The sequence below is a fragment of the Wolbachia endosymbiont (group A) of Aleiodes leptofemur genome, assembly GCF_964028465.1.
In the GTDB taxonomy this organism is placed as follows: domain Bacteria; phylum Pseudomonadota; class Alphaproteobacteria; order Rickettsiales; family Anaplasmataceae; genus Wolbachia; species Wolbachia pipientis.
In genome coordinates, this window is record NZ_OZ034782.1 from 356600 (window position 1) to 370221 (window position 13622).

13 protein-coding genes and 3 pseudogenes are annotated in these 13622 nt (G+C 35.8%); 3 read left to right on the plus strand and 13 right to left on the minus strand.

The window, feature by feature from the left end; translation table 11 throughout:
- Positions 1-42: 42 nt before the first annotated feature.
- The 5 genes from ABWU67_RS02000 to ABWU67_RS02020 all read right to left on the minus strand — a co-directional run bounded on the left by ABWU67_RS02000 (position 43) and on the right by ABWU67_RS02020 (position 4771).
- Positions 43-420 (minus strand): holo-[acyl-carrier-protein] synthase, encoded by a 378-nt coding sequence (locus tag ABWU67_RS02000; protein WP_341820479.1) that lies wholly within the window; start codon positions 418-420, stop codon positions 43-45.
- Positions 417-1685 carry a proline--tRNA ligase gene (proS, locus tag ABWU67_RS02005; RefSeq protein ID WP_353282120.1) on the minus strand — a complete coding sequence of 423 codons (1269 nt, stop codon included), beginning with the start codon at positions 1683-1685 and terminating at the stop codon, positions 417-419. Before proS ends, ABWU67_RS02000 begins: the two co-directional genes overlap by 4 nt.
- A 102-nt stretch (positions 1686-1787) precedes the next feature.
- Positions 1788-3101 carry a hypothetical protein gene (locus tag ABWU67_RS02010; RefSeq protein WP_353282121.1) on the minus strand — a complete coding sequence of 438 codons (1314 nt, stop codon included), beginning with the start codon at positions 3099-3101 and terminating at the stop codon, positions 1788-1790.
- An 81-nt stretch (positions 3102-3182) separates the two neighbouring features.
- Positions 3183-3443, minus strand: coding sequence for a hypothetical protein (locus ABWU67_RS02015; RefSeq protein ID WP_353282122.1), 261 nt, complete (start codon positions 3441-3443; stop codon positions 3183-3185).
- A 383-nt stretch (positions 3444-3826) separates the two neighbouring features.
- The gene (locus ABWU67_RS02020) at positions 3827-4771 is read right to left on the minus strand and encodes an IS110 family transposase (protein ID WP_265022222.1); all 945 of its coding nucleotides are present in this window, start codon (positions 4769-4771) and stop codon (positions 3827-3829) included.
- Positions 4772-5280: 509 nt separating this feature from the next.
- On the opposite strand from ABWU67_RS02020, the pseudogene ABWU67_RS02025 reads away from it, so the two are divergent.
- The 3 genes and pseudogenes from ABWU67_RS02025 (at position 5281) to ABWU67_RS02035 (ending at position 8267) form a co-directional block, all read left to right on the plus strand.
- A pseudogene (locus ABWU67_RS02025) lies at positions 5281-6536 on the plus strand (IS4 family transposase).
- Between the two features lie 440 nt (positions 6537-6976).
- The gene (locus ABWU67_RS02030; RefSeq protein WP_010082469.1) at positions 6977-7504 is read left to right on the plus strand and encodes a c-type cytochrome; all 528 of its coding nucleotides are present in this window, start codon (positions 6977-6979) and stop codon (positions 7502-7504) included.
- A 1-nt stretch (position 7505) separates the two neighbouring features.
- Positions 7506-8267, plus strand: coding sequence for an alpha/beta hydrolase (locus ABWU67_RS02035; RefSeq protein WP_012673268.1), 762 nt, complete (start codon positions 7506-7508; stop codon positions 8265-8267).
- Positions 8268-8442: 175 nt separating this feature from the next.
- Here ABWU67_RS02035 and trpS read toward each other — a convergent pair whose 3' ends face one another.
- From trpS to ABWU67_RS02075, 8 genes and pseudogenes are all read right to left on the minus strand, one after another.
- The gene (trpS, locus tag ABWU67_RS02040) at positions 8443-9441 is read right to left on the minus strand and encodes a tryptophan--tRNA ligase (protein ID WP_353282123.1); all 999 of its coding nucleotides are present in this window, start codon (positions 9439-9441) and stop codon (positions 8443-8445) included.
- A gap of 17 nt (positions 9442-9458) precedes the next feature.
- A complete protein-coding gene (locus tag ABWU67_RS02045) occupies positions 9459-10028 on the minus strand; it encodes a nucleotide exchange factor GrpE (RefSeq protein WP_012673267.1) in 570 nt (189 codons plus the stop codon).
- Positions 10029-10089: 61 nt separating this feature from the next.
- Positions 10090-11076, minus strand: coding sequence for a polyprenyl synthetase family protein (locus tag ABWU67_RS02050; RefSeq protein WP_010962840.1), 987 nt, complete (start codon positions 11074-11076; stop codon positions 10090-10092).
- Positions 11077-11086: 10 nt separating this feature from the next.
- Positions 11087-11407 carry a 30S ribosomal protein S16 gene (gene rpsP, locus ABWU67_RS02055; protein ID WP_006279266.1) on the minus strand — a complete coding sequence of 107 codons (321 nt, stop codon included), beginning with the start codon at positions 11405-11407 and terminating at the stop codon, positions 11087-11089.
- Between the two features lie 401 nt (positions 11408-11808).
- Positions 11809-12180 (minus strand): annotated as a pseudogene (locus tag ABWU67_RS02060) (peptidylprolyl isomerase); the annotation flags it as partial.
- Positions 12181-12197: 17 nt separating this feature from the next.
- Positions 12198-13056: pseudogene (locus ABWU67_RS02065) on the minus strand (IS630 family transposase).
- 34 nt (positions 13057-13090) lie between these two features.
- Positions 13091-13237 (minus strand): hypothetical protein, encoded by a 147-nt coding sequence (locus ABWU67_RS02070; RefSeq protein WP_353282124.1) that lies wholly within the window; start codon positions 13235-13237, stop codon positions 13091-13093.
- Between the two features lie 185 nt (positions 13238-13422).
- Positions 13423-13605 carry a hypothetical protein gene (locus tag ABWU67_RS02075; RefSeq protein ID WP_006279522.1) on the minus strand — a complete coding sequence of 61 codons (183 nt, stop codon included), beginning with the start codon at positions 13603-13605 and terminating at the stop codon, positions 13423-13425.
- Between the last annotated feature and the right edge of the window lie 17 nt (positions 13606-13622).

Consider the following 13622-nt stretch of genomic DNA (forward strand, 5'->3'; position numbering starts at 1 on the left):
AATGTTCATACAGTAAGCCATAAGATGACAAAAGAGTAAACTTTATCTGTGTGAGCTATAGACGCAAATTACAACAAATGCAGTAGCGTAATCTCCATCGTCACTTAAAGAAAGATGAATTTTGGAGATAAAATCCTTGCTAACGGTAAGATATGGCTTGCCTCTCACATCATTGTATATTTCTATATCTTTCATTGTAATGCCCTGACTAAATCCAGTACCTCGTGCTTTAACAAAAGCTTCTTTTGCTGCAAAGCGTTTAGCAAAATACCTTGCTCGCATTTCTTGACTATTATACTTTCTACTTAGCTCTATTTCCTTTTCAGTGTAGATTCTATTGAGAAATTTTTCCCCGTATTTTTGTAATATTCTCAATACTCTTGGTATATATACTATGTCAGTGCCGATACCGTGTATCATTTTGTGCTAAAGTGATTTATTGCTTCTTCAATCTGCATTTCCTTTACCTCTCCAGTTGCTCTATTTTTTACTTCAACTATCTTTTCATCTATTGCCTTTTTTCCGACAATTATTTGCCACGGCAAGCCTATCAGATCCATTCTAGAAAATTTTACTCCTACACTTCCTTCCGTATCATCGTAAAGCACTTCATCGCTCTTCAAAGCTTTGTATATTTTATCTGCAGCCTCCGTTACTTTCGTTTGTAAATTGATTAAACCAATTCTGAAAGGAGCCACCGATTCTGGCCAGATAATTCCCTTATCATCATGAAAAGCTTCTATTATTGCACCAACAAGCCTTGAAACCCCAATGCCATAAGAACCCATATGTATATTGACATTTTTTCCATCTTGAGAAGTAACACTTGCCTTCATAGGCTTTGAGTATTTGTCGCCAAAATAAAAAATATGCCCTATTTCAATACCTTTACTAACATTTAACTGCTCTTGTGATATAGGGCAAGTCTCAGGATCATGCATATCATCTGCAACTGCGTATATACTCTTTAAACTTTCAATATCTTCACTCTCTAGTAGTTCAGAAAATTTGTTGTCGTAATATAAAGTGCTTTCACCAGTGTTTGCCAATATATGAAACTCGTGGCTCAAATTTCCTCCAATTGGCCCCGTATCAGCTCTCACTCCAATTGGGGTAAGTCCCATGCGTTTGAAGATTTTTATGTAAGTTTTGTACATCAAATTATATGAATTCAGTGCACCTTCGTAATCTACATCAAAACTGTACGCATCCTTCATCAAAAATTCCCTGCCCCTCATAACACCATAACGTGGTCTTACCTCATCACGAAACTTCCATTGAATTTGGTATAAACAAAGTGGCAAATCTTTGTAACTTTTTACCACATCTCTAATTAAATCAGTTGCTACCTCCTCGTACGTTGGACCAAAAAGCATATCTTCCTCATGCCTATCCTTTATACGCAACATTTCCTTACCGTAATCATCATAACGTCCCGATTCTCGCCAAAGATTTGCTGGTTGGACACAAGGCATCAACACTTCAATTGCACCAGATTTATTCACTTCATCTCTGATAATGTTTTCAATATTTTTAAGCACTAAGAGACCAAGTGGTAACCAAGAATAGATGCCAGATGCTACCTGTTTTACTAAACCTGCACGTAAAGAATATTGATGGGAGATAATTTTAGCATGAGCAGGCTTTTCTTTTAAAGTTGGTAAGTAATACTTGGATAAACGCATATAATAGATCTGATTGTATTAAGTAATCTTAATACAATCAGACCTGTAGGTAAACTTATTTTGAAAAGGAAGGGAAGTGCATGGCTGACCATTTCATAGTTATCATAGTCTTTGTACAACATTTTCCTTTTGGCATCGCAACGCTTCTCCACCAAACTTTTTTATGTGATCCTTAACAGAAAGAGTAGATGGATCTTTCATCTCACTGCTTACTGGACTCTCTTCTTTTACAGGAGGAGCTTCAGGTTTCGTTTGTAAACCAGCAGGCTTAGGCGGTATCGGTTGCTTCCCTGCCTCTGGTGCAGGATGTGACGGAGATGTGGGTTCAGGTTTTGCATCATCACCAGATACATTCCCACTGTCAGGACTCTTGCTTCTTTCTTTATGGAACGATTGGGGGTTTGAAGGCATAGATTTTTTCCTGTGTTTTGTCAGCATCTTTTGTTTCGGTCCTACTTCTTCCTGTTCGCCTTCATCAGACCAACCTGACTCTCTACTAGAACTCTCACTTTCACTATTTGACAATTGCATGACTGCTCCCCTTGCAAGAATAAAATCTCTATCACACTTTGTTTTTGGAGTACTCTTCTCAGGGCTTTGTTGATTTTTATTAACTGATTTCAATTTTAAACCTGCTCCTATTTCTGCAAGTAAAGGATTTTTGGAATCTGTTTGCTTACCTTCACTATTCTTTTCTCGTTTTTCCCTATTTTGTTTTAATTTTTCATCGCGTGCTTCTTGCCGTTCTTTGCTCGTACTTAGATTAACGATAACTTTTCTTATACTACTAAGTAAATCATCATTACCCTGTTGAGTTGATGAATTTTGAGGAGGAGGTGGTGGAGGTAATGCACCACTTGTTTGATTCAATTGCTTAGGAGTTGGCAGAGGAGGAGGTGGTGGAGGAGGTGGTGGAGGAGGTGGTGGAGGTAATGCACCACTTGTTTGATTGAATTGCTCAGGAGTTGGCAGCGGCTGTAGCATATTGGCACTTGAATTTGGTTGTGTTCCAAACGTTACTATAGGTGATTGAGGAGTAGGTACATTTGATTTATTCTCCAGATTAGTACAATTTTTACACACAAATTTTTGTGGTTCTTGAGATGGAGTATGGCCGAATTCCTGTCCATTAAGACCTGCTTCTTTCTTATTATCATCTCTAGAAATAGCCAGTTTAACAAGATATGTCACTGAAATAAGTGCAACAACCGCAGAAACAGCAAAGATTGCTAAAGGAACTGCTGCAATGGCACCAGAACCAGACACTGCTATAATAACATAAGGAAGATATTGACCAGCTGTAAAACTAAATACAGATAATAATGAAACAGCAATTAAAGGTTTCCATATAGTCCCCTTAGTTTTAGTAAGCTCCTGACTATCTTTTAGCAATGAAGAATTATTGGATGTCATCATTTCTTTGCCTCACTTGTTAACGATAATTTAATAATAACCCAATTAATAATTTCTGTCAATAATGAATTATGAAAAATAAAGTCAAAATTTGAATAGATAAGCTATAAGTAATATACGATCAGCAATAGCTATACAATAGACTTCTTGTATAACCCACACTAAGTAGAAAAAAGGTGTCATCCAAGTAGCTGACACTGCTCTCCTTTGTCGTTCCAGTGCTTGACACTGGTTTCCATCCAAAATGGTATCATTCCAGTGCTTGACACTGGAATGATACCATTTTGGATGGAAACCAGTGTCAGAACTAGTTAACCATGGGGCTTCTTTTGCCTTTTTTTCCATTTGGTAAATTTCTTAAATATTTATGGCTAACATGAAGCTAAGTACGAACTTTGTTAAACATAACAAATGGTGCCATTCCAGTGCTCCTTTTTTTGTCATCCCAGTGCTTGACACTGGGATCCAGTTTTCCATATAATCTCATCGAAAATGTTGTAACCATCAACTATGTTTTTTAAAATTTTTTGAATTTAGTCTCATTTGTTGATAATTTTGTATTTTTATTCAATTGAAAAATGTATTTTGGTAACAAAGATCCTAGTTTATACAGAAAGAAATTTATATCAAACAGCAACCACTGCTTAGATTTTATGGTTAACGAATATGTGCTTTAAATGTGTGTAGACGCACATATCCGTTAACCTATTTTCTATGCAGATTTTTTTTTATTTCATATTAATTGCTTCTTTAAGTCTTGCATTGGCAATTACTATGATTTTTCGCATTAGAGCTGTTATAGCTACCATCTTCTTTTTACCTCTACCAATAAGATCAGAATAAAAAGCACCAAGTGCAGATTTAGATCTTGCAGCAGCCATAGCAGCTGTGAAAAGCTTTGCACGAACATTGCTTCTACCACCTGTTATCCTTCGGTAACCAATAGTTTTACCGCTTTCTTTTGGATGTGGAGCAACTCCAGCAAGACTTGCAACTTCTTTTTTGTTTAGGTGGCCAAGTTCTGGCATTAGACACACAAAAACTTGTGATAACTTGAGACCTATTCCTGGCACTGTTCTCAAGATTTTTTGACGCTTTTGTAACTCTGGATTTTTATCAATAATTCTTTGTATGGCATCGTTGAACTCATTTATCTGACTGGTAAAAAAGTCTATTGTTTTTTGGCAACTTTCCTTTATATAGTCGTTTTCAGGTGCTGCAAGCCTACATTTCTCTTGAGTTCTCATTTGCGTAATGTCATCACGACGTTGACAGAGTGCAACTAAGGCGGTTTGTTCTTTTGACATAGGCACAAATAGAGATAGAGCACTATAGCGTTCAAAACCATATTGAGCAAGGGCTCTTGCATCTGATTGATCTGTCTTTGCTAAAGTTCCATGTGATATGATAAAACTTTTTACTTTACGAGTATTAGCTCGATGTACAGCAACATTCTTATCAACAAGAAAATGTGCTAAGCCAAGCTCATATTTTCCAGTGTTTTCTAAAGTTACTAGAGAATTAGGTAGGATATCTGAAAATTTTTGAAACAACTGTTGCCAACCAGTAGCATCATTGTCAAACTTGATAGCGCTCCTTTGGTTATAAGCTGCAGCAACATTTTTAAATTTTCCGATATCAATGCCAATGAAATTTTGATAAGATGTAATCATAATAAATAACCTCGATAGTTTAATTAATTTAAGATTGTAAACGGGTGCATACATATGTCCCATGCAACTATTCAAACGTATCGAGAGATGGGGCTAGTTTACCTTGATGGCTACGGTTGTAATACCAACTTTCATTCGGTCGCACACGCCCGTGATAGCCCTATTCCTATAGTGAGTAGGGTTATCTTTCCCTCTTATCTCTTTTATATCACATTTTTAACTTACAACTTTCTGTGCTAGTTTGCTTGCTTACAAGCAAACTTTCCTGGATCCCAGTGTCTGGGCACTGGGATGACATCATAGGGACACTGGGATTACACCCTGACAATCGTCATCCAGCTACTTGTTAGCGGCTAAGAGATACCGCGAATGAATCGCGGTATGACGGTTCGTGGCGGCATGACGATAACCTCGTCACACTGCCATTAAGTTAAGGAAAAAAGATAGATTTTATGGGATAATGATGTATACCAATAAGTTTAAAGGTAGTATGAGTAAAAAAGGCAGTAATAAAATTTATTCAAAATGAATTGGCAAGTCTAGAATTTATAGAATCCCATAAATCATCTTCAAAAGATTTTATGAGAAAGAGGAAGTTATCTTTTATTGACATATTTATCTTAATTTTAAGAAAAAGTGTAAAGTCGCTGCAAGTAATACTAAACGAATTTATTTTATATAGGAAAAAAGACTATACCGTTACTGCTAGTGCTTTTAGTCAAGCAAGAAAAAAAATGAAACACAGTGCATTTTCAGAAATTAACGAAGGTGTGGTTTCCTTGTACTACCAAGACCAAAAATTTAAAACTTGTTTTGGCTTTAGAGTGTTAGCTCTTGATGCCTCCAAAATCATTTTACCAACAAGCGTTGAAATAAAAAATGAATTTGGCTCAAGAAAAATACGTAACCAAAAACCAAAAGATTTAGGTGATTATGCAAGTGCAACCTTTGCGGTTTGTTAAGATGTGCTAAATAATGTTGCCATAAGGTCAGTGTTAGATAGAGGTAACACTCATGAAATTAACTTAGCAGATGAAATGCTTAAAGTTGTAAATACTAATGACTTACTGATTTGTATATTTACCTTATAAATTTCTTTCTAGCCTTACAAAAAGAAAAATTGCTTATGTCATTCGATGTCCCAGATCATCTTTTAATGAAGTGAATGCTATGTTTGAAGAAAAAAGCCCATCTAGTGTTGAGGTTACCATATGTGCTCAGCGTAAGATAAAACAAGAAAATAGTGGAATAACGCTTCAAAGTGGTACTGCCATCTGGTGAAATTGAAGTGTTAGCTACATCATTAATGGATGAACAAAAGTTTCAAACTGGAGGATTTAAGGAGTTATATTTTTTACGCTGGGGAGTTGAGACATTTTTTGCAAAACTCAAAGGAAGACTAAGTCTAGAAAATTTTACAGGAAAAAGTGTTGAGTCTGTTAAACAGGATTTTTGGTCAGCTATCTTTATTAGCAACCTAGAAAGTGTTATGACAGAAGATGTAGAAGAAGCGTTGAATATGGACTTAACCGATGATAAGCTTAAGAGGAGCATTAACAAATCTGTCTCATTTAACGCGATCAAAAACTTGGCTTTCGACATTTTTGCTACGGAATCAGATACTGACTGCATTATGGATCAATTATCAAAGCTATTTTTGATGAACACTTTGGCGGTAAGAAAGGGAAGGAAAGTTGATCGTCATAAGGTACCTTATCTTCGTTCGTTCAATTACCAAAAAAGGGTTAGAAAACACATATTTTGACTAGAGGTAGTATTCATATCTTCTGATAATAACTGGGTAGCTTATTGCCATAGCTCCTGTAAAATGACTTCTAAACAAACTATTTCTTAAGTAATTTACACTTCAGAGTTTATCTTCTTTAAAGTTTACTCTATTCTGTTTCAGTATTTGTCATAAATCCTTAATTATTTCTGACTTTTTAGTTCAGTTTTTAACCATTCTTTCCTTAACTTAATGGCAGTGAACCTCGTCATCCCGCTACTTGTTAGCGGGATCTCTTGTTAGCGGCTGAGATACCGCGAATGAATCGCGGTATGACGGTTCGCGGCGGTATGGACGTAGGAAAACCTTTCTTGGGTCAGCTATAGAGACTCTCATCTTTAGCGAGCTTCAAGGTAATTGGTTGCTATTTGCGAAAATATTCGCATAATTTAAGTAACATTACTTAATAAAAATTAACTATGGAGCTTAATAAGATTGCAGCATCGATTTTACTTTCTGGGCTAATCATTATGATAGTTAGTAATGTAGTTGATATGCTTTACAGTCCAGAAGAATATAAGATTGAACACCAAACGATAGTAGCTGCTGGCAGCAATGAGTTCCAGCAAAAAATCGAGCAAGTGGCGCTTGATATTGGAGCGCTCATGCAGAATGCTAGCTTTGAGAAAGGTAAATCAGCAGCAAAAAAATGTATAGCCTGCCATAGTTTTGAGAAAGGTGGAATGAATAAAGTAGGACCAAACTTATGGAACATAGTTGGAAATAAAAAGGCCCATCTTGGTAACTCATTCAATTACTCAAAAGCAGTGCTTGAAAGAGGTGGAAAATGGGGGTATGAGGAGCTATTTGCCTTTTTAAAGAACCCAAAAGCCTATATAAAAGGTACACGTATGGCATTTGCAGGTATTTCCAATCCACAAGAAATTGCAGATCTAGTTAGTTATTTGCATCAATTGAGTGATAGCCCGGTTGCTTTGCCAAAGTAGTATGGATTATTGTAAATTGTTTGATGGAAATAATGGTCACATAGCATATCGAAAGCTACAAGGAAAGAAAGCTTCTGTAGTTTTTTTCGGTGGATTTGCATCCAATATGGATGGAACTAAAGCAACTGCTATTTACAAATTTTGCCAAGAAAATGACGTAGCACTTGTGCTATTTGATTATTTTGGTCACGGTCATTCAAGTGGTAATTTTATTGATTACACGATAAGTGATTGGCAAAAAAATTGTGCTAAAGTAATGAGTGAATTAACTAGCGATAAACAAATAATTATAGGTTCAAGTATGGGAGGATGGCTGATGTTGCTCACTGCCCTTCAATTTCCAGAAAAAATTGCAGCACTAATTGGTATATCGTCTGCTCCCGATTTTACTGAAGATTTGATATTCAAGCAATTGTCAGGCAAGCAAAAAGAAGAACTAGATTCTAAAGGTGTAATAGATTTTACTTCAGAGCATTGTACATACAAAATAACTAAAAATTTGATCGAAGATGGCAGAAAGAACCTTCTTTTAAACAAAAAGACAATAGATATAAACTGTCCTGTGCGCTTGCTGCATAGCATTAATGATAAAGATGTTCCTTATCAAACTTCATTGAATTTAGCTGAAAAAATTAAGTCAACCGATGTTGAAGTACACTTAATAAAATCAGCAGAGCACAATATGTCTGACAATCATTCACTGGAAGTTTTATTTAAGACCATTAGAGAATTTTGTAACCAGACTGCATTCTGTGATTTTTAGCAAAACACGATTTTTCATTTGAGCTTTCTTCAACTTAAAATAAATACAGAAAATTGCTGCCTATAGCTAAACTGACTTAGATTTACCGACAATTTGAAAAACCGTCATCCCGCTACGTGTTAGCGGCTGAGATACCGCGGCGGTATGACGGTTCGCACCATCACACTTTGGAACCTTACAGATATTGAGCAAATCCAATAATATCCTTGATTTCTTTTATATTATGGGTTGCAATTTCTGCTGCTTTCTTTGTGCCTTTTTTTAATATTTCATGTAAATGGAATTGGTCTTTTAAAAGATCATTCATTTTCTCACGTATGGGTGATATAACACTGATAATTAAATCAGCTAACTCTTTTTTGAAGTGCTTCATGTCATGTTTGTTCACTTCTTCACATACTTTTTCTGCATTTACATTACTAAGCACTGAATAAATGTTTATCAAATTGCTTATTTCTGGTCGGCACTTTAAAGTAGCAAAGCCTAGAATTGAATCTGTTTTTGCTTTTTCTATTTTTTTGACAATTAAGTCATCCGTATCATCAAGGTTAATGCACGAATGTTCTGAAGGATCAGATTTACTCATCTTGCTTGTGCCATCCCTTAAGCTCATTATCCTTGATGTGCAATCCAAAGTTAAGATTTCAGGTACGATGAAATAATCCAGCTTATAATGATTGTTAAAAGCTGATGCAATATCACGTGCAAGCTCCAAATGCTGTTTTTGATCATCACCAACAGGAACGTATTTAGTTTGATACAACAATATATCTGCAGCCATAAGTACTGGATAACTATATAATCCAAGAGAGGCTTTTTGTTTATCGCTGCCAGCTTTATCTTTAAATTGAGTCATGCGATTAAGCCAACCAATTGGTGTATAGCATCCAAGCAGCCAGCCCAGTTCTGCATGACCACTAACTGTGGACTGACTAAAAATAACGGACTTTTCTGTATCTATTCCGCATGCAATATAAGCTGCTGCTGTTTTGAAAATATTACTTTTTAATTCACTTGCGGGAAGCTTATTTGCTGTGATTGCGTGTAGGTCGACAATACAAAAAAGAGATTTGTATTTATCCTGTAAGTCTATCCACTGTTTGATTGCACCAAGATAATTACCTAAATGTAATACGCCACTTGGCTGGATACCTGAAAAGACAATACTTGTCATTATACATTTACCTCATGCTAATCGCTTCCACAATCAGCAGATTTCTTAGAAAGAATAACCATTGCAGGACGGAGCAACCTATTTTTGATAGTATAACCAGTTTGTAGTACTTCTACAATGGTGCCAGGCTTTTTTTCATTGTCTTCTCTTTCCACAACAGCTTGGTGTAAATTACTATCAAAAAGCTCACCAAGTGGATCTACTTCCTCTATTCCATGTTTTTTTAGATCATTTATAATTTTTTGATAAGCTACTTTAATCCCCTCATGAACAGGATCACCGTCTTTCAAAATTTCCATTACTCTTTTTAAATTGTCGCACGAGTCGATCATATCACGTGCAAGTTTTGTGACTGCGTAGTCACTTGCATCGCTAATTTGCTTTTGCATTATACGTTTGACGTTTTCATTATCTGCAACAGCACGGCGTAAATGATCTTCAAGCTGAACTGCACGTTCTTTTAATGTATTGAGATCTTCATTTAAATCATCAGTTTGCTTATGGTTATCACTTTGTTGGTCGTCACCTTTCTGCCTACTTACCATATCAGCAAACTTCTTCTTTTTCTCCTTACTGCTATCTGACATATCATTACCCTTAAGAATCTAATAAATATATAACAATTAATCTGAAAATATCAAGCGCCAGCTACATTCGTCTTTCTATGCTCGCATTTAAAAAGTTAATTAAAGTAGTTTTATAAAAAGAATCAGAAAAAGTACTAATATCATTTTGTGCCATATTAATGTAGTGTCTAGCTTTTTCCATAGAAAGCTGAATGGCATTATGGTGATTAATATAGTGTAATGCTTGGTCAAAATTGTGTCTAGCTGAAGAAAAGCATTTTTCCCAGAATTTTTGCTCTGCTGGACTGCCCTTTTCGTATGCTATAATAGCAGGTAAGGTGACTTTACCTTCGAAAAAGTCTTTTCCGACTTGCTTTCCAGAAGTGCCTTGATTAGCAGTATAATCGAGCATATCATCAACTATTTGAAATGCCATACCAAAATTAAAACCAAAATTCTTTAGCCTCTCTGTTTCGTCATTTGTTGCACCAGATACTGTTGATGCAGCTTCACAGCATGCAGAAAATAAAGATGCTGTCTTTTCTCCAATGATATCAAAATAATTTTCCCTGACTGTGTGGGGGTCAAAGCGTGCTGTCATCTGCTTTATTTCACCCTTCACAAGTAAATGCGATGCTTTAGATAAAATAGAGAGAATATTTAAATTTCCACACTCTATAAGCCATCTAAATGCTAGAGTCAACAATAGATCACCAACTAAAATGCTTGATTTATTTCCCCAAATCTTATTCGCTGTTTTAACTCCATGGCGTGCCTCACTTTCATCGAGTACATCATCATGAAGTAAAGTAGCATTGTGTATAAACTCTACCGATGCAGCAACGTTGATCCTATTCTCCCCAGAATAGTTTAGCATTTTACATATAATAAAAACTAGTTTAGGCCTTATTTTTTTTCCACCTGACCTAACAAGATGAGATATAATATCAGTAGCAAGCTTAGCATCTTCATCATTGACATTTTTGAAGACAAAGTCATTCATAGCTGACAAATCAGAAGATACAATATCGTCTAATTTATCGCTGTTTGTTAAATCAGTATTTAGCATTTTAAGAGACTTATGCCTCTTGCCCTTGTGCTTTCTCGTTCTCTACTTTCTTCTTTTCTGTTTTCTTTGGTTCTGTTTCTAAAGTTACTATGCCTTTTTTGATAAACCACAGTACTCTTTCAGTTGCCTGCGCGCCTACACTTAGCCAATGTTTTAATCTATCAGCTTTCACCACAACACGATTTTTATTGTCTTTTGGTAACATTGGATCATATTGTCCTATTTTCTCAATAAAACGCCCATCTCTTGGTGCTCGTGAATCAGCTACAACTATCCTATAAAAAGGGCGTTTCTTTGCGCCAAACCTCGCCAACCTTATTTTAACTGCCATGTTAACCTTTATTCATATATTAGCCACAATTTTATACAATGAGCCGTTTTAAGTCAAATGAATTATACAGCTTTTGCACCTTATAATATAATTACCAATAATGTAGGGCAGTGCCGGGCGCACAGCTATACGAACATTCATTTTTGAAGGTAAATTGCACAGCAAATGGTGTCATTCCAGTGCTTGACACTGGAATCCAGCCTTTTTTTAATCATTAAAACGTTGTATTTTAACATAAAACGGCTACTTTTATGCTTACCAACTTAATAAAATTCCTGGATCCCAGTGTCTGGGCACTGGGATGACATCCTTTCTAGTGAAGATTGCTCTCAAATCGCAATGTTCGTACAGTTGTGTGTCTGGGCACTGGATGCGTTTGAAGCAGCTTATAAGATTTTTGATTATATATCATCAAGTATAGCGTGATTAACTTCGACTTTATACTTTGATTCCAGATAGCTAATTAATTGCTCTTTTAGCGATATCATCACACGTTTTCCGGTGTCAAGCGTGTTTAATTTGCCATTTGATGAATGCATTTCTTTTAGAACACCTATTATAATTTCATTATTGTATTGAATAGGATCTGTCACTGAACCAGTTGTTTTCATATTGAAAATCTCTTCTACAAAAGAAAAGGGGTAGTTTTGTTGATCCACTTTATTGCGGTGCATCTGCTGACCTTTAACTAATTCCACACCTTGAATTTCTTCCAAATCTGTTTTTTCTCTTAGTTGAACTGCAACCTCTTGCCCGAATTTATAGCATTTCTCATAATAGTCCGAATAGGTCATAGGAAGGCAGAATCAACAGCACGACGAAAGGATTCGAATAGAGGAATGTTTTTCCTGGCTCTGTTTTTTATAGCAAACCAATGATGCTCAATTTTGTTAAAATCTGGAGAATAAGGCGGCAGATACAAAATTTCTGCACCGACTCCTTTAGCGAGCTTGATAAGCTTATCAGACTTATGAAAAGTAGCATTATCAAGAATGACAGTTTGTCCAGGTTCTAAGATCGGTGCCAAAAATTGCTCAAACCATCCATTAAAAATATCCATATTACAGTGGCCTTCAAATGTTAATGGAGCAACTATCTTTCTTCTACTTAAGGCTGCAACCATGCTGATTCGTTGAGTTTTTTTTCCAGATTTTAGGGCATAAAATCGCTGTCCTTTCTGGCAATACCCATATGGATAGTCCTCCGTGTTATCAATCCCAGACTCATCTATATACACTAAGTTTTCTGGTTCTTTTGTTGCTATAATTTTTAAGAATTCAGCACGTTTTTCTTCGTTCCTTTCCTTGTATCCATATGTCTTTTTTTGCGCGTAAATCCAATTTTTCTGAGAGCTCGGTGGATCGTTTGGATACTAACGTTGCCCCAAAGTTTAGCCATTTCCGACAGAGTTTTTCTACCGTGTTTTTTAGCAAATTCGATAAACTTATTCCAGTCGATAATTTTCTGATTGTAACCTCCATTACCGAGTTTTTTGACTGAAAGTCGCCTGTTTCTTTTTTTCTTTGCTGCCACTCCCACAAAGTAGTTCGTCCAATTTTAAATCTTGCTGCCACTGCTTCTCTGCTTTCCCCTTCGTCTAGTGCTTCCATTGCTTTTTTTCTTAAATCATAACTATATGCTGCCGGCATCCAACCTCCTTATCGCCATCTATCCTTAATCTTATCATATCCGGACTTCTGTGGAAAGAGCTATAAATGTCTGTGTAGTAATAACTTCTTCTTTTCTTTTTTTAAGAACAACCCTTAAATCTTCAATCGCCTTTTCACCATCTTTTATTCCAAGAATTATTGAATCCAAATTATTTATCATGCTATCCTCCTTGGTTTGATTGCATTACTCATTAATAAATAATATAATAAATCCTGCTAAAAGTCAAGCAATTAATTAATAAGTTAATATAATCCTCCAAAAGGAGCTCCTTACTTTTTGTTCAGCATGTCCATTGGATCAGACTCTTTAAGCTTGCTGTTTGCTGAATTTATTCATCACAATAGCTACAATGTGCTATCGAAGTTCTCTGTAATCTTAGTTGGTTCTTCTAGAATATTCAAAATATCAGTTGCACAATAAACCCGATCTCTCTTTCCTTGAGAAGTTTGTGAAACGATGCCTAAATCTTCAAGCTTTACGATTGCTCTTTGGGCTGTTGTAAATACGACACCTAAGTTTTCAACCACTTTCCTTATAGTAAAGT

Coding starts and splice junctions, on each gene's coding strand:
- rpsP (WP_006279266.1), bottom strand. CDS start 11,407: ATGGCAGTTAAAATAAGGTTGGCGAGGTTTGGCGCAAAGAAACGCCCT.
- ABWU67_RS02020 (WP_265022222.1), bottom strand. CDS start 4,771: ATGATTACATCTTATCAAAATTTCATTGGCATTGATATCGGAAAATTT.
- ABWU67_RS02050 (WP_010962840.1), bottom strand. CDS start 11,076: ATGCTAAATACTGATTTAACAAACAGCGATAAATTAGACGATATTGTA.
- ABWU67_RS02010 (WP_353282121.1), bottom strand. CDS start 3,101: ATGATGACATCCAATAATTCTTCATTGCTAAAAGATAGTCAGGAGCTT.
- ABWU67_RS02015 (WP_353282122.1), bottom strand. CDS start 3,443: ATGGAAAAAAAGGCAAAAGAAGCCCCATGGTTAACTAGTTCTGACACT.
- ABWU67_RS02070 (WP_353282124.1), bottom strand. CDS start 13,237: ATGATAAATAATTTGGATTCAATAATTCTTGGAATAAAAGATGGTGAA.
- ABWU67_RS02030 (WP_010082469.1), top strand. CDS start 6,977: ATGGAGCTTAATAAGATTGCAGCATCGATTTTACTTTCTGGGCTAATC.
- trpS (WP_353282123.1), bottom strand. CDS start 9,441: ATGACAAGTATTGTCTTTTCAGGTATCCAGCCAAGTGGCGTATTACAT.
- ABWU67_RS02045 (WP_012673267.1), bottom strand. CDS start 10,028: ATGTCAGATAGCAGTAAGGAGAAAAAGAAGAAGTTTGCTGATATGGTA.
- proS (WP_353282120.1), bottom strand. CDS start 1,685: ATGCGTTTATCCAAGTATTACTTACCAACTTTAAAAGAAAAGCCTGCT.
- ABWU67_RS02035 (WP_012673268.1), top strand. CDS start 7,506: ATGGATTATTGTAAATTGTTTGATGGAAATAATGGTCACATAGCATAT.
- ABWU67_RS02000 (WP_341820479.1), bottom strand. CDS start 420: ATGATACACGGTATCGGCACTGACATAGTATATATACCAAGAGTATTG.